Below are 19,957 nucleotides of genomic sequence, written 5' to 3'. Positions count from 1 at the left end.
AGACAGCCGATGCAAAAACGCCCGACGGCATTGCGTGCCGCCGGGCGTTTTCGCGTCAGTCGCACCTCGCCTTCCTCAAGCGATCTTTTCCTCCGCCGGCGCGAATGAATCGCTGCGCGCGACCGGCCACCACTTCTCGTACAGCTGATAGCGATAGCGGCCTTCGAGCAGATCGCCGGGCTTCAGGTACTTGAGCAGTTCCGACATCAGCTTCACCTCGTACGACGACACGCGCCGCACGATGTGATGCGCACGCAGATCCGACGGGCTCGAAAGGCCAGCGGCCTGTATCAGCTCTTGCAGCGCGTGCAGCGTGTTGTGATGGAAGTTGAAGACGCGCTCGCCCTTGTCCGGCACGTTCAGCGCGCGCTGGCGCACGGGGTCTTGCGTGGCGACGCCGGTGGGGCAGCGGTCCGAGTGGCACTTCTGCGCCTGGATGCAGCCTACCGCGAACATGAAGCCGCGCGCCGAGTTCACCCAGTCCGCGCCGATCGCGAGCGTGCGTGCGATATCGAACGCGGTGATGATCTTGCCGCTCGCGCCGATCTTGATCTTGTCGCGCAGGCCAATGCCCACGAGCGTGTTGTGCACGAGGAGCAGCCCTTCCTGCAGCGGCGTGCCGATATGGTCGGTGAATTCAAGCGGGGCCGCGCCCGTGCCGCCTTCCGCGCCGTCCACGACGATGAAGTCGGGCAGGATGCCGGTTTCGAGCATCGCCTTGGCGATGCCGAAGAACTCCCACGGATGCCCGATGCACAGTTTGAAGCCCGTGGGCTTGCCGCCCGAGAGCTTGCGCAGACGCTCGACGAATTCGAGCAGCCCGCGCGGCGTGGAGAATTCAGAGTGGCGCGCGGGCGAGACACAATCTTTGCCAATGGGAATGCCGCGCGTTTCGGCGATCTCGGGCGTGACCTTCGCGGCGAGCAGCATGCCGCCATGGCCGGGCTTCGCGCCCTGCGAGAGCTTCACCTCGATCATCTTCACCTGCGGTTCGTTCGCGAGGCGCTGGAACTTGTCGGCGCTAAAGGTGCCGTCGTCGTTGCGGCAGCCGAAGTAGCCCGAGGCGATTTCCCAGATGATGTCGCCGCCATTCTCGCGGTGATACTTCGACATCGAGCCTTCGCCCGTGTCGTGTGCGAAGCCGCCTTTCTTCGCGCCCATGTTGAGCGCGCGGATCGCGTTGGCCGAGAGCGCGCCGAAGCTCATCGCCGAAATGTTGAAGATCGACATCGAGTACGGTTGCGCGCGGTTCGCGCCTACGAGCACGCGGAAGTCGCTGCCCGCGAGCTTCGTGGGCGCGAGCGAGTGGCTGATCCATTCGTGGCCCACGGCCTTCACGTCGAGTTCGGTGCCGTACGGGCGGCTGTCCACCGCGTTCTTCGCGCGCTGGTAGACGAGGCTGCGCTGGGCGAGCGAGAACGGCTTTTCGTCGGTGTCGTCCTCGACGAAGTACTGGCGGATCTCGGGCCGCACGAACTCGAACAGAAAGCGCAGATGGCCCCAGATCGGGTAGTTGCGCAGGATCGCGTGGCGCTCCTGGAACATGTCGTAGACGCCGAGCGCGACGAGCAGCACCGGCACGATCACGCAGTACCACGACAGGTGATGGAGGGCAGCCGCGGCGACGCAGGCTGCAAGCAGCAGCACCGCGCCCCACATGGCGAGATAACGTCGGGAAAACATTGGGGGGACTCCTCGAACTTGATGTAATGCGCGCCCTTGTGCGCTCCTCTCGTGAAGGGGCGGTGCGCGTGAGCCGCGCGGTTGCCGGGCGCGGCTTGCGGGAATGATGCCGCAAGTTCGTGAATCTGGCTGGGAGGCGGGCAAGAAGCGGGCAAGAAGCGGGCACGCCGTTTGATCGGTGTCTGGCAGGTGTCGAAAGACGCCAAAAAAAACGCGGCGCCCAGGGCGCCGCGCAGTGTTCTCTTACGTTTTGCTTGACGGTGCTTGCGTCACGCCGTCGTGGCTGCAGCGGGCTTCTTGCGCGCTACGCGCTTCTTTTTCTTCGGCGCTTCGGGCGGCAGTACCGCGGGCACGTGCGGCGCGAGCGTCGTCACCGCTTCGATGATGCCACCGCCCAGGCACACGTCGCCGTCATAGAGCACCGCCGACTGGCCGGGCGTCACGGCCCATTGCGCATCGGGAAAACGCAGCGTGAACTGGCCCGCGCCGAATTCGTCTGCGGTGTGGAACGAGCAGGGCGCATCCGCCTGGCGATAGCGCGTTTTCGCGCCGCACGCATGGTCCTGCGCCGGCGGCTCGCCCGCCACCCAGCTCACATTGCCCGCACGCAGTTCGTGCGCGAGCAGCCACGGATGATCGTGGCCTTGCACGACGTAGAGCGTATTCGAGGCGATGTCCTTGCCCGCGACGAACCACGGGTCGCCGCTGCCGTCCTTGCTGCCGCCAAGACCAATGCCCTTGCGCTGCCCGAACGTGTAGAACGCCAGGCCAATGTGCTCGCCCACGACCTTGCCATCGGGCGTCATCATCGGGCCGGGTTGGGTCGGCAGATAGCGGTTGAGGAAGTCGCGGAACGGCCGTTCGCCGATGAAGCAGATTCCTGTGGAATCCTTCTTTTTCGCGTTCGGCAGGCCGATCTTCTCGGCGATCTCGCGCACCTTCGTCTTCGGAATCTCGCCGAGCGGGAACATCGTCTTCGAAAGCTGCGCCTGGTTCAGGCGATGCAGGAAGTACGACTGATCCTTCGTGTGGTCGAGCGCCTTCAGCAGTTCGAAACGACCGCCACGCTCGTTGTTCTGACGCACGCGCGCATAGTGTCCCGTGGCGATCGTTTCCGCGCCGAGCGACATGGCGTGGTCCAGAAAAGCCTTGAACTTGATCTCGGCGTTGCAGAGCACGTCCGGGTTCGGCGTGCGGCCCGCGGAATACTCGCGCAGGAACTCCGCGAACACGCGGTCCTTGTATTCGGCGGCGAAGTTCACGGCTTCCACGTCGATGCCGATCAGGTCCGCGACCGACACCACGTCGATCCAGTCCTGGCGCGTCGAGCAGTACTCGCCGTCGTCGTCGTCTTCCCAGTTCTTCATGAAGAGACCGACGACGTCGAACCCCTGCTCCTTGAGCAGCCATGCGGTCACCGACGAATCGACGCCGCCCGACATGCCTACCACGACCTTACGTTTGCTCATTTCGTTGCTGCCTTAACTCAACTTGGGTGCGACCTGGGGTGCCGCTTTCGGTGCTGTCGCGTGCGTCTGGATGAAATCCAGCGGCACGCGCTTGCCTGCGAGGTAATCGTCGACACAGCGCATGACGAGCGGCGTGCGATGGCGCTCGCTCGCCGCGCGCAACTCGTCGGCGCTCATCCACACCGTGCGCACGATGTCAGGATCGAGCGCGCGGTTTTCCGGCTCGACTGCAACACTGCCGCAGTACGTGAAGCGCACATACGTCGCGCCGCTTTCGCCCGGCTTGCCGAAGTGCGTCATATACACGCCGACCAGCGCCTCAGGCGTGAACGCATGCGCGGTTTCCTCGAGCGTTTCGCGTATCACCGCCTCGTGCAGCGTTTCGCCCGCTTCCAGATGGCCGGCGGGCTGGTTCAGACGCAGGCCGGCTGGCGTGTGCTCTTCGACGAGCAGAAAACGCCCGTCGCGCTCGACGATCGCGGCCACGGTGACGTGGGGTGCCCAGGTTTCCTCATTCATGGGCCGGTATTTTACCGGGACGCCGCAAACGCTGCCCGGGGCCGGATCAGGCCCCCGGGCGGCGCAACGGGGGCGCATGCCCGGCTCGCCTGGTACTGCCGACCGTCCGGTCGGACGACGCAGCGTGTTGTGTGCATCGCACAAAAGCGGGCAATTCCCGCTACAAAGCCGCCGCCGCTTTCGGTTAAAGTGGTGCCGTCGTTTGCCGTTGCAATGGATGCCGGCGCCTGAATGCCGTCGGTCTCCCTTCGCTCGATTCGAGCCAGAACAGCTAGAACAAGAAGGTCGAGGAGGAAACAACGATGCATATCGGAGTGCCTGCAGAGACGCGGGCGAACGAAACCCGCGTGGCCGCGACGCCGGAGACAGTCAAGAAGTACGTCGCCCAGGGTCACACGGTCACGATCCAGGCCGGCGCGGGTGCCGGCGCGAGCTATCTCGACGAGGCCTACACGGCCGTGGGTGCGCAGGTCGCCGACGCGGCCACGGCCTTCGGCGCGGACCTCGTGCTCAAGGTCCAGTCACCCACCGTCAGCGAATTGCCGTTCATGAAGCGCGGCGCGGTGCTGGTCGGCATGCTCGATCCCTTTAATGCGGAAAACGCCGCGAAGCTGGCCGAGGCAGGCGTGACGGCCTTCGCGCTCGAAGCCGCGCCGCGTACCACGCGCGCGCAAAGCCTCGACGTGCTGTCGTCGCAGGCCAACATCGCCGGGTACAAGGCGGTGCTCGTGGCTTCGAACCTGTATCCGCGCTTCATGCCGATGCTCATGACCGCCGCCGGGACGGTGAAAGCCGCGCGCGTGCTGATTCTCGGCGCGGGCGTGGCGGGCCTGCAGGCCATCGCCACGGCGCGGCGTTTGGGCGCGGTGATCGAAGCTTCGGACGTGCGCCCGGCGGTAAAGGAACAGATCGAGTCGCTCGGCGGGAAATTCCTCGACGTGCCCTACGAAACCGATGAAGAGCGGGAAGCCGCCGTCGGCGTGGGCGGCTACGCGCGGCCCATGCCGCCATCGTGGCTCGCGCGCCAGTCGGCGCTGGTGCACGAGCGCGCCAGGCAGGCCGACATCGTCATCTCGACCGCGCTGATCCCGGGCCGCGACGCACCGACGCTGCTGCCTTCCGAAACCGTGCAGGCAATGAAGCCGGGCTCGGTGGTGATCGACCTCGCGGCAGGACGCGGCCCCATTGCCGAGCAGGCAAGCGGCCGGCGCGGCGGCAACTGCCCGCTCACCGAGGCCGACAAGGTGGTGACGCACCACGGCGTGCAGATCTGCGGCTACACGAACCTCGCCTCGATGGTCGCCGCCGACGCCTCCGCGCTCTACGCGCGCAACCTGCTCGACTTCCTGAAGCTGATCGTCACGAAGGAAGGCACGCTCAACATCGATCTCGCGGACGACATCGTCGCGGCCACGCTGCTGGCCCGCGACGGCCAGGTCACGCGCAAGACATAAGGGGAGAACAGGAATGGAAGTCATCAACCATACCGTCATCAACCTGATCATCTTCGTGCTGGCCGTGTACGTGGGCTATCACGTGGTCTGGAACGTCACGCCCGCGCTGCATACGCCGCTCATGGCCGTGACCAATGCGATTTCGGCGATCGTGATCGTGGGCGCGATGCTCGCCACCGGGCTTACGGTGGGCGGCCCGGGCAAGTTCTTCGGCACGTTCGCCGTGCTGCTCGCGGCCGTGAACGTGTTCGGCGGGTTCCTCGTCACGAGGCGAATGCTGGAGATGTTCCGCAAGAAGGAGCCGAAAAAGCTCTCCTCTCCTGCCAGCAAGGAGGGTGCGTAAATGAGCATGAACGTCGTTACGCTGCTTTACCTGGTGGCGTCGGTCTGCTTCATCCAGGCGCTCAAGGGGCTGTCCAACCCGAAGAGCGCACGCGCGGGCAACGTGTTCGGCATGGTCGGCATGGCCATCGCCATTCTCACCACCCTTGCGCTGATCGTGAAGGAGTCCGCACAGTTCGGCTCGAATCTCGGGCTCGGTCTCGCGCTGCTGTTCGCGGCGCTCGTGGTGGGCGGTGGCCTTGGGGCCTATGTCGCCGCACGCGTCGAGATGACGAAGATGCCCGAACTCGTCGCGGCCATGCACTCGCTGATCGGTCTCGCGGCGGTGTGCATCGCGTATGCGGTCGTCTCCGAGCCGGCAGCGTTCGGGCTGGTCGCAGAAGACGCGCCGTATCCGGGCTTCCTGCCGTACGGCAACCGCATCGAACTGTTCATCGGCACGTTCGTGGGCGCGATTACGTTCAGCGGTTCGGTCATCGCGTTCGGAAAGCTCTCGGGCAAGTACAAGTTCCGCCTGTTCCAGGGCGCGCCGGTGGTCTATCCGGGCCAGCATCTGATCAACCTGATGCTCGCGATCGGCATGGTCGGCTTCGGCATTCTGTTCTTCCTCACGCAGTCGTGGCTGCCGTTCATCATCATGACGCTGATCGCGTTCGCGCTGGGCGTGCTCATCATCATCCCGATCGGCGGCGCGGACATGCCGGTGGTCGTCTCGATGCTGAACTCGTACTCGGGGTGGGCGGCGGCGGGCATTGGCTTCTCGCTGAACAACGCCATGCTGATCATCGCGGGGTCGCTCGTGGGTTCTTCGGGCGCGATTCTGTCGTACATCATGTGCCACGCGATGAACCGCTCGTTCTTCAACGTGCTGCTGGGCGGCTTCGGCGGCGAGGCAGGCGCGGCGGCGGCGGGCGGGGCGCAGGAGCAGCGTCCGGTGAAGTCGGGTTCGGCCGATGATGCCGCGTTCATGCTCGGCAATGCGGAGAGCGTCGTCATCGTGCCGGGCTATGGCCTCGCGGTGGCGCGCGCGCAGCATGCGTTGAAGGAACTCACCGACAAGCTCGTCGAAAAGGGTGTGGACGTGCGTTATGCGATCCACCCGGTGGCGGGCCGCATGCCGGGCCACATGAACGTGCTGCTCGCGGAAGCCGAAGTGCCCTACGACCTCGTGTTCGAGATGGAGGACATCAACAACGAGTTCGGCCAGACCGACGTCGTGCTCGTGCTCGGCGCGAACGACGTGGTGAATCCGGCCGCGAAGAACGATCCGAAGTCGCCCATCGCGGGCATGCCGATCATCGAGGCGTACAAGGCGCGCACGATCATCGTGAACAAGCGTTCGATGGCCGCCGGTTATGCCGGCCTCGACAACGAACTGTTCTACATGGACAAGACGATGATGGTGTTCGGCGACGCGAAGAAGGTGATCGAGGAGATGGTGAAAGCGGTGGAATAAGCGCCGCTTGCTGCAAACCCACACGAAAGGCGCGCAGCGATGCGCGCCTTTTTCAATTCCGGGGTGCCGTTGCCGCTCATAGTGAAGGCGCATTCACGCGGCGCAAATAGTCGGCGAGCCGCCGCCCGCTCATGTCGGGAAATTGTTCGAGCACTTCCACGTTTTCCATGCGCGCGATGTTGAAGTTGCGAAAGTCCTCGCGCATTTCACACCAGGCGCCCACGGTCCACTGCGCGCCCCAGTACACGAGCCCAAGCGGCCAGATGCGCCGCTGCGTATGCGCGCCAATACGGTCGCAGTACGCGAAGCGCACGACGAGCCGCGTGTCGACGGCGCGATGCAGCGCGTCGAGCTTGTCCGAGAATGCGTGATCCATGTGATACGCCGGTGCGAACACGGCAAGCCGTTCCAGCACGGCGCGCTTTTCCGCGGGCATGGCTGCGGCGATCTTCGCGAGCGCGCCGCGGGCGCCGCTCGCGAGCGCCGCGCCGCCCCACGACTCGGCCATGCGTGCGCCCACGGCGAGCGCGGTGAGTTCGTCGGCGGTGAAGGTGAGCGGCGGCAGGCTCGCCGTGCGCGCGAGCCGGTAGCCAATGCCCGCCTCGCCTTCGATGGGCACGCCCGAGAGCTGCAGGTCGCGCACGTCGCGATAGACCGTGCGCGGCGAGACTTCGAGCCAGTCGGCCAGCTGCTGGGCGGTAGTGAGACGCCGGCCGCGCAGCAGTTCGGCGATGCGAAAAAGGCGGTCGGCGCGGCGGGTCATGGCTGGGCGGTTGCGAAGGCGGGCGCGGTGATCGGCGCGGTGTTCGGGATAGCTGCAGATGATAGCGCCGGGCGCGCGCGCGGCGCCCGGTCGCGATCAACCGAGCTTCGGTGCGTGCAGGCCGACGCGGTTGCCTTCGGTATCGATGAAGAAGCCGATATAGCCGTAGTTGTTCGGCAACTCGACAGCGGGCCCCTGCTGCTTGCCGCCGGCTTTTTCCACGCGGTCGAGCACGGCCGTGACCGAAGGCTGGGCGTTCAGATACACGAGTACGCCCTTCGGATCGGGCTTCGCGTCGTGCGGATTGAACACGATGCACCCGCCCGTTTCAGTATCGGTGTGAGCGAACAGCGCCATCGGGACGCCGCCGACCACTTCGCGCTGCAGCGCAGTGTCGAAGGCGGTTTCGTAAAAGCGGGCGGCACGCTCCAGGTCGTGCGCGGGAATTTCGAACCACGAGATCACACGGGACAGATCGGTAGACACGGTGCACTCCTCGAAGGCAACGGCGGACGGTGAATGGCGGCAGCCAGGCGGCGGCAGCCTCGCCGGATGGCGTAGAAGCAGTGTGCCAGGGGGCTGCTGACAGCGTGTTGTCAGTAGGTTTGGCGCGCCGCGCCGGTCGAGCCTCGGCGGCTGTTTCGAATGTTTTCGAGAGAGGCTTCGGCGCGTCTCTGCTGTAATCGAAGAGTTCGATATCCCCGCATCCGCATGTCTCCCACCGTCTCGATCATTACGCCCACGGGCAACCGCGAAGCTTTTCTGCCGGCCATCTGGCGCTGCATCCAGCGACAGCGCGTGGCGTGGGAATGGCTCATCCTCGACGACAGCCCGCAGCCCAGCGCCTTCCTGAGCGCGCTCGCGAAGCGTGACGCGCGCGTGCGCTACTACTGGTCGAAAACGCGCATGTCGATCGGCGGCAAACGCAACTTTCTTGTGAACGAGGCGCGCGGCGCGCTGATTGCCCACTTCGACGACGACGACCACTACGCCTCGCACTATCTCGCGGGTATGGTGCGCATGCTGGAGGAGAACGGTGCGGACCTCATGAAGCTCGCCACGTTCTGGATGTTCGCGCCGCATACGCGGTTCTTTGGCTACATGGACCTGAACGCACGCGTGGGGCTGCACTATGTGCTGACTGGCAATAGCGTCGCGACGGTCGAGTTCCACGACAAGATGAAGATCGGCGCGGACTTCATCCTTTTCTACGGGTTCTCGTACGTGTATCGCAAGGCGCTTTTCGAAGAAGCGCGCTTCGACGATATCGACCTGAGCGAAGACGAGAGCTTCATCCGCCGCATAGTCGAAGCGGGCCGCAAGGTGCTCGCGGCGGACGACACGCAGGCGAGCTGCCTGCACCTGATCCATCCGGCTTCGACCTCACGGTGCTTTTCGCGCTATTCGATGCCGGCGTTCACGGTGCCGAAGATGTTTCCGGAGTACGAAGGGTATCCGTTGGCGCTGAACGCGCCGGACGCGCCTGCAGTGGCGCAGGGCTGAGCCACGCGCGGCGCGGCGGCGGGTGAAATCCTCACCCGCCGTGCGCGCCGTGCGCCAGTGTCAGCTGGCGTTGTCGTTGCCGGCAGCGGGGTTCGCGCCGCCGCTGGCCGGACGCTGACGCACGCTGCCCGCGATCAGGTCGAAGCGGAACAGGCGGCATTCGAGCGCGCCATTGAAGAGCGGCGTCTTGGCGGCTTCGCGCAGGCGCAACAGGCCCGGCAGCTTGCGGTCCGAGGTGAGGACGAAGGCGCGCCAGCCCGTGAAGCGCTGCTTGAGCGCGTCGCCGAGCGCCTGGAAGAACTCGGCGTCGGGCGCTTCGTCCTTGGCGCGGCGGAATCCTTCATCATCGTCGCCGCGCAGCTCGCGCGCCGTCGGGCGCGCCTCGCCGCGCGCATTGCGGCCCCGCACTTCGATACGCTCGCCGTACGGCGGATTGGCCACGAGAATGCCGGGCGCAGCCGAGGGCGGCGTCATGTTGCGCGCGTCGAGCTGCTTGAGCGCCACATTGCCGAAGCCCGCGCGCTTGAAGTTCGCGCGGGCCTTTTCCAGCATGACATCGGAGATGTCGCTGCCATAGATCAGCAGGTCGCTGGTCTTGCTTTGCGCGAGATTGCGCGCGGTGTTCGCCTCGCTCTTGAGGTGCCGCCACGCGGCCATGTCGGCCTGCTTGAGCGACTCGAAGCCGAAGCGGCGATCGAGCCCAGGCGCGATGTCGAGCGCGACTTGCGCCGCTTCCGCGAGGAAGGTGCCGCTGCCGCACATCGGGTCGTAGAGCGGCGTGCCGGGCGTCCAGCCCGTGAGGCGCAGGATGCCCGCAGCGAGGTTCTCGCGCAGCGGGGCAGCGCCCTTGTCCAGACGCCAGCCGCGCTTGAAGAGCGGCTCGCCCGAAGTGTCGAGATAGAGCGTGCACTCGTTCGCGGTGAGGAAGGCGAAGATGCGCACATCAGGGTAGGCGGTATCGACGCTCGGACGCGCACCGGCCTTTTCGCGCATGCGGTCGCAGATCGCGTCTTTCACGCGCAACGTGGCGAATTCGAGGCTGCGCAGCGGCGACTTGATCGCGGTGATGTCGATGCGGATCGTCTCGTTCGCCGAGAACCACTTCTCCCACTGCTGCTCGCGCGCGAGCGCGTAGATGTCCTGTTCGCTGCGGTAGGGGCGCTGCGCGATCTTCAGCAGCACGCGGCTCGCAATGCGCGAATGCAGGTTGGCGGCGATGCCGCCGGCCCAGTTGCCGCGGAAATGCACGCCGCCGGGCACCTCGGCGCCGACCTGGAGTGCGCCGGGCGGCAGGCGCCGTTGCGCGGTTTCGGCCAGTTCGGCGGCGAGCGCGGCTTCGAGGCCGCGCGGGCAGGGGGCAAAGAAATCGAAAGACATGAACGAGGATGGGACGCTGCGGGGAAGGCGCTATTGTACGCGGGTTGCGGGGGCGGCCAGGCCTGCATGCCGCCTCCGCTGCGGGAGATCGCTCAATGCCCGCATGTGGCCGCCATTTGCCTCGTCACTTGCCCTGCGCCGGACGCAATGCGTGCGGGCTCTTTTTATTGGCTCCCGATCACTATCGGAGCCTACGGATCAGGCCCGCCCTAGGTCCCCGTCAGCAAGCCGCCAACTCAGCCAACGACGGCCGCCATCTGCGGACAGGCGACGCTCGGCGCCGGTTTCGCGCGCGCGCCGGCCTTCGCGCCATTCGCTGGCGTGCTCACGCGCGGTGCGGCCGCGAGTGCACGCACGCCGCTCGCGATCGACTGTGAGAGCGCCTCGACCGCCTGCCGGTGGCCGATTACAAGCGCGTCGTAGCCGTCGCCCACCTTCTCGTTGAGCACGCTTCGGCAGGTCAGGACCGTTTCCGTGTTGAGTGCGCGCACGCTCCACACGGCGTCGATCAGCGCATGCGAGCCCGGCCACGATTCGAAGCGCTGCACATTCACGCTTACGCGGTACACGGGCACGCCCTCGGGATGCGGTGAGCCGTACACGTCGATGGTGCCGAGCTGCTGCGTGAGGTCGCCCGAGAGTGCGCGGCGGATCTCGTCGCCAGGCATCGAAGCCCAGCGCTCCTGCTCGAGTACGCGCACCTGGTTGGCGTCGGTTTGCACGACCATCTGCGCTTTGGCGACCTGCGGCGGAACATCCACGGGGGCCAGCTCGATCAGCCACTGCGCGTTGCCCGCGCTGGGCGCGGCGATGGTGCGAGCGGTGTCGTCGGTCGGGCTGAGCGTATAGAACCGGCTGGCGGGCGAACTGCAGCCCGCCAGTGCGGCTGCGATGACCAGCGCGCCGAGCGTGGCAAGAGAGGGGACGCGTCGGAACGTCATGGCTTGTCTCCAGATTTGCCGCGCAGCAGCGATTCGGGATGGCGCTCCAGGTAATCGGCGAGCGTGTTGAGCGATTGCAGCGTACGCGTGAGTTCCTGCATCGCCTGGTGCACGTCGGACTGCAGCGGCGAATCCTGCTGCAGTGTGGACTGCGCGGCGTTGAAGGTCTTCTGCGCTTCGTCGAGCGTGCCTTGCAGCTGCGGCAGGATCTGCTCGTTCACCTTGCCGAACAGCTGGTTGGCGTTCTTGAGCGACTCGTTCAGGTTGTTGCCGATCTTGTCGAACGGAATCTGGTTGAGCTTCTTCGTGATGTCCGCCACCTGCTGCTGCAGCTCTTCGAGCGAGTTCGGCACCGTCGGCAGTTCGAGCGGATCGTGGTTGAAGTCGATCGTCGCCGGCCCCGCCTTCGGGAAGATGTCGAGTGCGATGTAAAGCTGCCCCGTGATCAGGTTGCCGGTGCGCAACTGGCCGCGCAGGCCGCGTGCGACGAGCCGCTTGATCAGCTCCTGGCTTTGCGGCGTGTGCGGCGCGGGCGCTTCGCCGCGGATGCGGCGCGACAGGCGCAGCGGGTAGAGGTCGATCGTCACGGGCATCGTGAAGTTGTGCTGTTTCGGGTCGTACTCGATGCCGATGTCGGTCACCTGGCCGAGCACGATGCCGCGGAAATCGACCGTCGCGCCAACCGAAAGGCCGCGCAACGACTGGTTGAAGTACATGACCACGCGTTGCGGCGCGCCGTCCGGCTCGCGCATTGCCTCGGTCTCGTCGGAGGCAAGCGCGAAGGTGGCGTTGTCGGGCGCCTGCGGGCCCATGGACTGGCCGGCCGGCGCCTGGAACGCGAGGCCGCCCACCACGATCGTGGCAAGCGACTGCGTGTTGACCTTGATGCCGTTCGAATCGAGCTGCACGTTCACGCCGCTCGCGTGCCACCAGCGCGTGTTGGTGCCCACGTACTGGTCGAAGGGCGCGCTCACGAACACCTGCACCGTCACGCCGGTGCCGTCCTTGTCGAGCGAATAGCCTGTGACCTGACCAACCTGAATGCGCCGGAAGAAGATCGGCGTGCCGATGTCGAGCGAGCCGAGTGTCGCGCTATGCAGCGTGTAGCGATGCCCCTTCTCGTCGATGGTGACGGCGGGCGGCGCCTCCAGCCCGACGAAATCGCTTTGCGAATCCTGCGAGCGGCCGGCGTCCGCGCCGATATACGAGCCCGAGAGCAGCGTGGTGAGGCCCGAAACGCCGCTTGCGCCCACGCGCGGGCGCACGACCCAGAAGCGGCTGTCCTTCACGGCGAATCGTTCGGCGTCCTTGGTCAGCTCGACCGTGACGATCACATGCGAAAGGTTGGGCGAGAGCTTGATCGCGCGCACCGAGCCAATGTCCACGTCCTTGTACTTGACCTTGGTCTTGCCGGGCTCGAGCCCTTCGGCGCTCACGAAGCTGATCGTGATGGTCGGCCCGCGCGTGGCGACCGACTTCACGACGAGCGCCACGCCGATCAGCGCCGCGACGATCGGCACGATCCAGACGAGCGAGGGGAGCCAGCGCCGCGGCTTGACGATCTCCGGCTCCGGCAGATTGGGCGGGGTCGGTCCTTTCGGACTATTCATGGGGTTGATCCTGAGAGTGTTGCGCAGGTTTGTGTTTGTCTTCGTCCACCGGATCCCAGATCAGGCGTGGATCGAACTGCATGGAGGCGATCATCGTCAGGATCACGACCGAGCCGAACGCGATCGCGCCGGGGCCCGCCGTGATGACCGCAAGCGACTGGAAGCGTACCAGCGCGACGGTTAGCGTGACAACGAACACGTCAAGCATCGACCAGCGCCCGATGAATTCGACGAGCCGATAGAGCTTCGTGCGTTCGACCGGCCGCCATTTCGAGCCCCGCTGCGACGTGAACGCGAGCAGCGCGAGCACCGAAAGCTTGAGCATGGGAACGAGAATGCTCGCGATGAAAACGATCACGGCGAGCGGCCAGTCCCCGGAGGTCCAGAAGTAGACCACGCCGCTCATAATGGTGTCGTCCTCGTCGCCGACGAGCGAGGACGTATGCATCACGGGCAGCAGGTTCGCGGGAATGTAGAGCAGCGCCGCCGCAATGAGGAGCGCCCACGTGCGCATGATGCTGTCCGGGTTGCGCTCGTGCACGGGCGAGCCGCAGCGTGCGCAGCGAACGTGCTGGCGCTCGCGCTCGTGTGGCTGCACGTGCCCGCAGGCGTGGCAGGCGATGTAGCCGGCGTCGGTGGCGGTCTGGTATTTCATCGGGGCCCCTTGGGGAGCGGGCCGCCGCGCGGCGGCGCCGGGTCTTGCGCGCCTGCGCCTGGCTCGCGGATCTCGGGCTCGGCGAGCGGGTGGGGCGCGGCCGGCGACGGCGTTTGCGGCGATTGTGGCGATTGCGGACCGTCGGCGCCGCCCGCCTGCGCGCCCGGACCCGCGCCGCCCTCGCGCGCCGCGCGTGCGGCGTCGCGCAGGCTGTCGGCGATGTCCCAGAGCGTGCGCGCGTCGAACGTGACGACCACGGTGAACATCAGCGTGAGCGTGCCGAAGGCGAACAGCGCGGTTTCGGGAATGACCCGCGCGAGGCTCACCATTTTCACGATGGTGATGAGCACGCCCAGCATGAACACCTCGAGCATGCCCCAGGGCCGCACGAACTGGATGGCGCGCAGCACGAAGTTAAAGCCTGGCGGAATGAAGCCGCGCCGTATCGGCAGCAGGACGTAGAGCAGCGCCACCATCTCCGTGAGCGGAAAGAGGATGGTTGCGCAGAACACGATTACCGCGATGATCTCCATGTCCTCGTGCCAGAGCACCACGAGGGCGCCGAACAGGCTCGACTCCGTAGTGATACCGTTCGCATCGAGCTCGATGATCGGGAACGACTGGGCGATGATGAAGGTGACGAGCGCCGCGATAGTCATGGCGCAGATGCGGTCGATCTGGGACGCGGCGCTGCTGTAGAGCGTGGCGCCGCAGCGCGAGCAGCGCGCTGTCTGGCGGCCGAGCAGCCGCGGTTTGCGGTAGAGCGCGTCGCAATCGTGACACGCGATCAGTTTGTCCTGGGCCATGCGGGCAGGTGACGCAAAACGACGTGAACGAAAGACGCGCGACGGCGGCGCGCATGCCGGAAGGTGCTGACAGCGCCTCGCGCCATGTTACCAAACGCGCCCGGCGGCGTGCCGCAACGAGCCGCGGGCCCCGGACAGGTCCGCCGCGCAGCAGGCGGCCGGGTGCGACAGCCGGGCGGCGCTCGCCCGCGCGACGAGCGGGCTGCGAGTGTGCCACGTTTGCGCCGTTCTCGCGTGCGAGGACCGCAGTGACCGGGCGCTTATCTGCAGATGTTTGCTGTCACTCAAACTGGATTATCTTTCGGGCATGGGACAGGATGGCTGCGGAACGTGGCCGAAGCCAGTTCACGAAGCGAACGACTACGCAATCAAGGCGAGACGATCATGGAAGCATTGTCGAGGTGGATTCGTTCTTATCGGTGGCAGCCGGCCGTCCGGGCCGCGGCGCTGTGTGCCGGGGCCGCTGCGGCGCTGCTCGCGGGCGGGGCCGCCCACGCGCAACTCGACGCGGCGAAGAGCACGATCGTTGCCGTGTCGCGCCAGATGAACGTGCCCGTGCAGGGCAGCTTCACGAAGTTCGACGCGCAGATCGACTTCGACCCGGGCAAGCCCGCGGGCGGCACCGCGAAGATCACGGTCGACACGGCGAGCTATGATCTGGGCGATCAGACCTACAACGATTCGGTGCGCGGGCCCGAATGGTTCGACGCGAAGACGTTCCCGCAGGCAACCTTCGTCTCGACCGCCGTCACGTCGACCGGAACGAACCAGTACAGCGTGAGCGGCAAACTCACGATCAAGGGGCATGCGCAGAACGTGGCCGTGCCCGTCGTGCTCACGCAGCAGGGCGGGACGCAGACGTTCGACGGCACGCTGCCTGTCCATCGGCTCGCCTTCGAAATCGGCACCGGCGAGTGGAAAGACACCTCGATCGTCGCCGACGCAGTGCTGATCAAATTTCATATCGTCGTCGCGCACAAGTAGAACGACGGCTTCAAGGAGATGCCTTTGAACAAGCTCGTCATGATGGCCGCTGGGGCCGCCGTGGTATCGCTGGCCGCCTTGGTGACGCAAGCCGCACGCGCCGCCGACACTTACCAGCTCGATCCGAATCATACGTTCCCGAGCTTCGAGGCTGATCACTTCGGCGGCCTTTCCACGTGGCGCGGCAAGTTCACGAAAACCACGGGCACGGTCACGCTGGACCGCGCGGCGAAAACGGGCACCGTGGACGTGACGATCGATCCGGCATCGATCCAGACCGGCAATCCGCAGCTCGACCAGCATCTGGTGGGCGACGACTTTTTCGATGTCGCGAAGTACCCCACGGCCACCTACAAGGGCACGCGCATCGTCTTCAACGGCGATACGCCCAAAGAGGTGATCGGCGAGTTGACGCTGCACGGCGTGACGCGGCCGCTCAAGCTCGAGATCGCGTCGTTCAAATGCATGCCGCACCCGGTGCTCAAACGCGAGGTGTGCGGCGTGGAGGCCGAAACCGCATTCAACCGCGACGACTTCGGCATGGACTCGGGCAAGAAGTACGGCTTCAAGATGAAGACCACGCTCCATATCCAGGCCGAAGGCATCAAGCAGTAGGCAGGAGGGCGGAGCGGCGAAGGCCGTTGCGTATGCACGAAAAAAAAGCCGGTTCGTGAGAACCGGCTTTTTTGCTGGTGCGCCGCTTAAACCTGCGCGCCCGCGTTCGGATCGTTCGGATCGAACTTTTCCTTCTTGTCCTTCACGAGGTCTTCGCGCTTCACGCCGAGCCACATCGCGAGCGCCGCCGCGACGAACACCGACGAGTAAATGCCGAAGAGAATACCCACCGTCAGGGCCAGCGCGAAGTAGTGCAGCGTCGGGCCGCCGAAGAAGAACATCGAGAGCACCATCATTTCCGTACAGCCGTGGGTGATGATGGTTCGCGACATCGTGCTCGTGATCGCGTGGTTGATGACTTCGGTGACGCTCATCTTGCGCTCGCGCCGGAAGGTCTCGCGAATCCGGTCGAAGATAACGACCGATTCGTTCACCGAGTAGCCGAGCACGGCGAGCACCGCCGCGAGCACCGAGAGCGAGAACTCCCACTGGAAGAACGCGAAGAAGCCCAGAATGATCACGACGTCGTGCAAGTTCGCGATCACGCCGGCCACGGCGTACTTCCATTCGAAGCGGAACGACAGGTAGATGATGATGCCCGCCACCACGCAGGCGAGCGCGAGCAGGCCGTCGGTGGCGAGTTCCTTGCCGACCTGCGGCCCGACGAACTCCACGCGCTGCAACTGCACTTGCGGGTCCGCCGCCTTGAGCGTGGCCATCACCTGGTCGCTTTGTTGCGCCGAGCTCAGGCCCGTCTTGAGCGGCAGGCGGATCAGCACGTCGCGCGAGGTGCCGAAGTTCTGCACCTGGGCGTCGCCGTAGCCGATCTTCGTGAGCGAGTCGCGCAGCGGCTCGAGCTGCACGGCCTGCGGGTACTGCACTTCGATGACCGTGCCGCCCGTGAACTCGATCGACAGATGCAGGCCACGGTGGAAGAGGAAGAACACCGCCGCAATGAAGGTAATCAGCGAGATCGCGTTGAAGATCAACGCGTGCTTCATAAACGGGATGTCTTTGCGGATGCGGAAAAATTCCATGTTCTTGACTCCGTATCAGCGGGACGAGCCGGTGTTGTTGCCCGAACCGCCGGTGCCGCCCTGGGCGTCGCGGCGGCGCACAACCGGCTTGGCGCGCGTGGCGCCCTTCACACCGGCCTTGGCTGGTTCGCGCTTCGCGGCGTTTGCAGCGACCGCGCGGCCCGTGTCCGTGCCGGCGTCGGCGCCTGCGAGCGCGGGCGTGCCTTCGTCGGGTTCCGGACGCCACACCTGACCCACCGCGAGCGACTTGAGCTTCTTCTTGCCGCCGTACCAGAGGTTCACGAGACCGCGCGAGAAGAACACGGCCGAGAACATCGACGTGAGAATGCCGATACAGTGCACGATCGCGAAGCCGCGCACCGGGCCCGAACCGAACGCGAGCAGCGCGAGACCGGCGATGAGCGTGGTCACGTTCGAGTCGAGAATCGTCGCCCAGGCGTGCGCGTAGCCGTTCTGGATAGCCAGCTGCGGCGGCGCGCCGTGACGCAGTTCTTCGCGCACGCGCTCGTTGATGAGCACGTTCGCGTCGATGGCCATACCGAGCGCGAGCGCGATAGCCGCGATACCCGGCAGCGTGAGCGTGGCCTGCAGCATGGAGAGCACCGCCACGAGCAGCAGCAGGTTCACCGAAAGGCCGATCATCGAGATCGCGCCGAACAGCATGTAGTACGCGATCATGAACACGGCGATGGCGGCGAAGCCGTAGATCACCGAGTCGAAACCCTTGCGAATGTTGTCCGCGCCAAGGCTCGGGCCAACCGTGCGTTCCTCGATGATGTCCATCGGCGCGGCAAGCGAGCCTGCGCGCAGCAGCAGCGCGAGGTCGGCGGCGGCCTGCGGCGTGGGCTGGCCCGTGATCTGGAAGCGGTCGCCCAGTTCCGACTGGATGGTCGCCACCGTCAGCACTTCGCCCTTGCCCTTTTCGAACAGCACCATCGCCATCGGCTTGCCGATGTTGTCGCGCGAGACGGCGCGCACCGCGCGGCCGCCCGCCGAGTCGAGGCGGATGTTGACCGACGGACGCTGATGCTCGTCAAAGCCCGCCGAGGCGTCGATGATGCGGTCGCCGGTGAAGATCACCTGCTTGCGCAGCAGCACCGGCGCGGCGTTGCCTTGCGTGAACAGCTCGTCGCCCGGCGGCACCGGCGCGTTCACGTCCGGATGCAGGCCCATCGGGTCGGCGAGGCGCGCTTCGAGCGTCGCCGTGCGGCCGATGATGTCCTTCGCCTTCGCAGTGTCCTGCACGCCCGGCAGCTCGACCACGATACGGTCGTCGCCTTGCTGCTGGATCACGGGCTCGGCCACGCCAAGCTCGTTCACGCGGTTATGCAGCGTCTGGATGTTCTGCTTGAGCGCGGCCTGCTGAACCGCCGTCTTCACGGCCGGCGTGAACGTGCCGACGAGCTGCACGCCGCCTTCGGGGTTGTTCTGCGAGGCCCACTGCAGCTCGGTAATGCCGCCCGAGCCCGCGAGGACCTTGCGCGCCTGCTCGGCCACGTCGGCGTCGGCGAAATTGACGACCACCGACTGGTTCACGCGGTTCACGCCGCCGTCGCGGATGTTCTTGTCACGCAGGAGCGTGCGCACGTCGGAAGCGTCGGAGTCGAGCTTCTTGTTGAGCGCGCCGTTCATGTCGACCTGGAGCAGGAAGTGCACGCCGCCGCGCAGGTCGAGGCCGAGATACATCGGCAGCGCGTGCAGCGAGCTGAGCCAGCGCGGCGAGGCGCTCTGCAGGTTCAGCGCGACGATGTACTGCGGGTCGCTCGGGTCGGCGTTCAGCGCGTGGTTGAGCGCGTCTTTCAGGCGCAGCTGCGTGTCCGTGTCGGCGACGCGCACGCGGATGTTCGCGTTCATCGACGAGTTGTCGAACGTGAGGTCGGTCGCCTTGATATTGTTCGCGGCGAGTGCGGCTTCGACCTGGGCAAGCGTGCCCGAGTCGAGTTTGACCGTGGCCTTGCCGCTCGACACCTGGACCGCGGGCGCTTCGCCGAAGAAATTGGGCAATGTGTACACGAAGCCGATGACGAGCGCCACCAGCATCACGACATATTTCCAGAGGGGATAACGGTTCATTGGTTGACCCAACGGGGGAGGGGAATGGCCTTAAGCGCTGCGTGCGCGTCCGGCGTTGCCTTCGGGGCGTTCCTGCATTGACGTTTTCTGGTCAGTGGCTGCGAGGGCGGGCCGGGCGCGCGAGGCCGTTCTTTCGGAGGCAACGGCCTCGATGATGCAATGAAGCTTTACAGCGACTTGATCGTGCCCTTCGGCAGGATGGTCGAGACCGACGACTTCTGCACGGTGATTTCCGTGCCATCAGCGATTTCGACGCCCACGTAGGCTTCGCTGACCTTGGTCACCTTGCCGACGATGCCGCCGCTCGTGATCACTTCGTCGCCCTTGGCCATGGCCGAGAGCATGTTGCGATGTTCCTTCTGACGCTTCATCTGCGGACGGATCATGATGAAGTACAGCACGGCGAACATCAGAATGAGCGGCAGGAAGCTCATGAGGCTCGATTCGGCACCACCTGCTGCACTGCCTTGCGCGAAGGCATTGGAAATGAACGACACGTTGGTCTCTCCGTTTTTTACGATCAAAAAGCGAGCCGGTTATTCTACCACCGGCATTCATCGCGACGATGACGCAAAATAGGCTTTGCGATCAAGTGCTTATCTCGAATCCCGCCCCGGCGCGGCATGCTTGTGCGTGAAACCGGGGTGGGTCGAGCGCAGCGAATGCCTTC

18 protein-coding genes and 1 pseudogene are annotated in these 19,957 nt (G+C 65.6%); 6 read left to right on the top strand and 13 right to left on the bottom strand.

The window, feature by feature from the left end; all coding sequences use genetic code 11:
* Positions 1 to 75 precede the first annotated feature (75 nt).
* From U5A65_RS28220 to U5A65_RS28210, 3 genes are all read right to left on the bottom strand, one after another.
* Positions 76 to 1,683 (bottom strand): FMN-binding glutamate synthase family protein, encoded by a 1,608-nt coding sequence (locus U5A65_RS28220; protein WP_321913168.1) that lies wholly within the window; start codon positions 1,681 to 1,683, stop codon positions 76 to 78.
* Between the two features lie 269 nt (positions 1,684 to 1,952).
* Entirely contained in the window at positions 1,953 to 3,152 is a 1,200-nt protein-coding gene (gene mnmA / locus U5A65_RS28215) for a tRNA 2-thiouridine(34) synthase MnmA (protein WP_321913167.1), read from the bottom strand.
* 12 nt (positions 3,153 to 3,164) lie between these two features.
* Positions 3,165 to 3,671, bottom strand: a complete 507-nt coding sequence (locus U5A65_RS28210; RefSeq protein WP_321913166.1) for an NUDIX hydrolase — start codon at positions 3,669 to 3,671, stop codon at positions 3,165 to 3,167.
* Positions 3,672 to 3,973: 302 nt separating this feature from the next.
* Between U5A65_RS28210 and U5A65_RS28205 the strand changes: the two genes are divergently transcribed.
* Genes U5A65_RS28205 through U5A65_RS28195 form a run of 3 tightly spaced genes read left to right on the top strand, consistent with a single transcriptional unit; the run spans position 3,974 to position 6,923 of the window.
* Complete coding sequence (locus U5A65_RS28205; protein WP_321913165.1) at positions 3,974 to 5,125, top strand: Re/Si-specific NAD(P)(+) transhydrogenase subunit alpha; 1,152 nt, start codon at positions 3,974 to 3,976, stop codon at positions 5,123 to 5,125.
* A gap of 13 nt (positions 5,126 to 5,138) precedes the next feature.
* A complete protein-coding gene (locus U5A65_RS28200) occupies positions 5,139 to 5,468 on the top strand; it encodes an NAD(P) transhydrogenase subunit alpha (RefSeq protein ID WP_158756979.1) in 330 nt (109 codons plus the stop codon).
* Positions 5,469 to 6,923: an NAD(P)(+) transhydrogenase (Re/Si-specific) subunit beta gene (locus U5A65_RS28195; RefSeq protein ID WP_321913164.1), complete on the top strand. Its 1,455-nt coding sequence runs from the start codon at positions 5,469 to 5,471 to the stop codon at positions 6,921 to 6,923.
* 76 nt (positions 6,924 to 6,999) lie between these two features.
* On the opposite strand, the pseudogene U5A65_RS28190 reads toward U5A65_RS28195, so the two are convergent.
* Both U5A65_RS28190 and U5A65_RS28185 read right to left on the bottom strand, forming a co-directional pair.
* Positions 7,000 to 7,692: pseudogene (locus U5A65_RS28190) on the bottom strand (helix-turn-helix transcriptional regulator); the annotation flags it as partial.
* Positions 7,693 to 7,782: 90 nt separating this feature from the next.
* Positions 7,783 to 8,172: a VOC family protein gene (locus tag U5A65_RS28185; RefSeq protein ID WP_042262509.1), complete on the bottom strand. Its 390-nt coding sequence runs from the start codon at positions 8,170 to 8,172 to the stop codon at positions 7,783 to 7,785.
* Between the two features lie 225 nt (positions 8,173 to 8,397).
* On the opposite strand from U5A65_RS28185, the gene U5A65_RS28180 reads away from it, so the two are divergent.
* Positions 8,398 to 9,189 carry a glycosyltransferase family 2 protein gene (locus U5A65_RS28180; protein WP_321913163.1) on the top strand — a complete coding sequence of 264 codons (792 nt, stop codon included), beginning with the start codon at positions 8,398 to 8,400 and terminating at the stop codon, positions 9,187 to 9,189.
* 60 nt (positions 9,190 to 9,249) lie between these two features.
* Here the strand turns inward: U5A65_RS28180 and U5A65_RS28175 are convergent, their stop codons facing one another.
* The 5 genes from U5A65_RS28175 to U5A65_RS28155 form a co-directional block, all read right to left on the bottom strand.
* Positions 9,250 to 10,566, bottom strand: a complete 1,317-nt coding sequence (locus U5A65_RS28175) for a class I SAM-dependent RNA methyltransferase (protein WP_321913162.1) — start codon at positions 10,564 to 10,566, stop codon at positions 9,250 to 9,252.
* A 236-nt stretch (positions 10,567 to 10,802) separates the two neighbouring features.
* Positions 10,803 to 11,507 (bottom strand): PqiC family protein, encoded by a 705-nt coding sequence (locus tag U5A65_RS28170; RefSeq protein ID WP_321913161.1) that lies wholly within the window; start codon positions 11,505 to 11,507, stop codon positions 10,803 to 10,805.
* The gene (locus U5A65_RS28165; RefSeq protein ID WP_321948573.1) at positions 11,504 to 13,117 is read right to left on the bottom strand and encodes an intermembrane transport protein PqiB; all 1,614 of its coding nucleotides are present in this window, start codon (positions 13,115 to 13,117) and stop codon (positions 11,504 to 11,506) included. Before U5A65_RS28165 ends, U5A65_RS28170 begins: the two co-directional genes overlap by 4 nt.
* Positions 13,110 to 13,772: a paraquat-inducible protein A gene (locus U5A65_RS28160; protein WP_321913159.1), complete on the bottom strand. Its 663-nt coding sequence runs from the start codon at positions 13,770 to 13,772 to the stop codon at positions 13,110 to 13,112. The genes U5A65_RS28165 and U5A65_RS28160 overlap by 8 nt, the downstream gene beginning before the upstream one ends.
* A complete protein-coding gene (locus tag U5A65_RS28155) occupies positions 13,769 to 14,578 on the bottom strand; it encodes a paraquat-inducible protein A (RefSeq protein ID WP_321948572.1) in 810 nt (269 codons plus the stop codon). The genes U5A65_RS28160 and U5A65_RS28155 overlap by 4 nt, the downstream gene beginning before the upstream one ends.
* Positions 14,579 to 14,962: 384 nt before the next feature.
* On the opposite strand from U5A65_RS28155, the gene U5A65_RS28150 reads away from it, so the two are divergent.
* Both U5A65_RS28150 and U5A65_RS28145 read left to right on the top strand, forming a co-directional pair.
* Positions 14,963 to 15,562, top strand: a complete 600-nt coding sequence (locus U5A65_RS28150; RefSeq protein ID WP_321948571.1) for a YceI family protein — start codon at positions 14,963 to 14,965, stop codon at positions 15,560 to 15,562.
* Positions 15,563 to 15,601: 39 nt separating this feature from the next.
* Complete coding sequence (locus U5A65_RS28145) at positions 15,602 to 16,177, top strand: YceI family protein (protein WP_321934507.1); 576 nt, start codon at positions 15,602 to 15,604, stop codon at positions 16,175 to 16,177.
* An 86-nt stretch (positions 16,178 to 16,263) separates the two neighbouring features.
* Here the strand turns inward: U5A65_RS28145 and secF are convergent, their stop codons facing one another.
* From secF to yajC, 3 genes are all read right to left on the bottom strand, one after another.
* The gene (secF, locus tag U5A65_RS28140; RefSeq protein ID WP_321913156.1) at positions 16,264 to 17,214 is read right to left on the bottom strand and encodes a protein translocase subunit SecF; all 951 of its coding nucleotides are present in this window, start codon (positions 17,212 to 17,214) and stop codon (positions 16,264 to 16,266) included.
* A gap of 15 nt (positions 17,215 to 17,229) precedes the next feature.
* Positions 17,230 to 19,287, bottom strand: coding sequence for a protein translocase subunit SecD (secD, locus tag U5A65_RS28135; protein ID WP_321913155.1), 2,058 nt, complete (start codon positions 19,285 to 19,287; stop codon positions 17,230 to 17,232).
* 167 nt (positions 19,288 to 19,454) lie between these two features.
* Positions 19,455 to 19,784: a preprotein translocase subunit YajC gene (gene yajC, locus U5A65_RS28130; RefSeq protein WP_028201984.1), complete on the bottom strand. Its 330-nt coding sequence runs from the start codon at positions 19,782 to 19,784 to the stop codon at positions 19,455 to 19,457.
* Positions 19,785 to 19,957 lie beyond the last annotated feature (173 nt).

This window comes from Paraburkholderia sp. J10-1 (assembly GCF_905220165.1).
GTDB lineage: Bacteria > Pseudomonadota > Gammaproteobacteria > Burkholderiales > Burkholderiaceae > Paraburkholderia.
Note: the sequence above shows the minus strand (reverse complement) of the source record. Positions and strands in the feature narration are given on the sequence as shown.

What these genes read in the sequence shown, in the direction of transcription:
- U5A65_RS28220 (WP_321913168.1), bottom strand. Translation starts at nt 1,683, where the DNA reads ATGTTTTCCCGACGTTATCTCGCCATGTGGGGCGCGGTGCTGCTGCTT.
- mnmA (WP_321913167.1), bottom strand. Translation starts at nt 3,152, where the DNA reads ATGAGCAAACGTAAGGTCGTGGTAGGCATGTCGGGCGGCGTCGATTCG.
- U5A65_RS28210 (WP_321913166.1), bottom strand. Translation starts at nt 3,671, where the DNA reads ATGAATGAGGAAACCTGGGCACCCCACGTCACCGTGGCCGCGATCGTC.
- U5A65_RS28205 (WP_321913165.1), top strand. Translation starts at nt 3,974, where the DNA reads ATGCATATCGGAGTGCCTGCAGAGACGCGGGCGAACGAAACCCGCGTG.
- U5A65_RS28200 (WP_158756979.1), top strand. Translation starts at nt 5,139, where the DNA reads ATGGAAGTCATCAACCATACCGTCATCAACCTGATCATCTTCGTGCTG.
- U5A65_RS28195 (WP_321913164.1), top strand. Translation starts at nt 5,469, where the DNA reads ATGAGCATGAACGTCGTTACGCTGCTTTACCTGGTGGCGTCGGTCTGC.
- U5A65_RS28180 (WP_321913163.1), top strand. Translation starts at nt 8,398, where the DNA reads ATGTCTCCCACCGTCTCGATCATTACGCCCACGGGCAACCGCGAAGCT.
- U5A65_RS28175 (WP_321913162.1), bottom strand. Translation starts at nt 10,566, where the DNA reads ATGTCTTTCGATTTCTTTGCCCCCTGCCCGCGCGGCCTCGAAGCCGCG.
- U5A65_RS28170 (WP_321913161.1), bottom strand. Translation starts at nt 11,507, where the DNA reads ATGACGTTCCGACGCGTCCCCTCTCTTGCCACGCTCGGCGCGCTGGTC.
- U5A65_RS28165 (WP_321948573.1), bottom strand. Translation starts at nt 13,117, where the DNA reads ATGAATAGTCCGAAAGGACCGACCCCGCCCAATCTGCCGGAGCCGGAG.
- U5A65_RS28160 (WP_321913159.1), bottom strand. Translation starts at nt 13,772, where the DNA reads ATGAAATACCAGACCGCCACCGACGCCGGCTACATCGCCTGCCACGCC.
- U5A65_RS28155 (WP_321948572.1), bottom strand. Translation starts at nt 14,578, where the DNA reads ATGGCCCAGGACAAACTGATCGCGTGTCACGATTGCGACGCGCTCTAC.
- U5A65_RS28150 (WP_321948571.1), top strand. Translation starts at nt 14,963, where the DNA reads ATGGAAGCATTGTCGAGGTGGATTCGTTCTTATCGGTGGCAGCCGGCC.
- U5A65_RS28145 (WP_321934507.1), top strand. Translation starts at nt 15,602, where the DNA reads ATGATGGCCGCTGGGGCCGCCGTGGTATCGCTGGCCGCCTTGGTGACG.
- secF (WP_321913156.1), bottom strand. Translation starts at nt 17,214, where the DNA reads ATGGAATTTTTCCGCATCCGCAAAGACATCCCGTTTATGAAGCACGCG.
- secD (WP_321913155.1), bottom strand. Translation starts at nt 19,287, where the DNA reads ATGAACCGTTATCCCCTCTGGAAATATGTCGTGATGCTGGTGGCGCTC.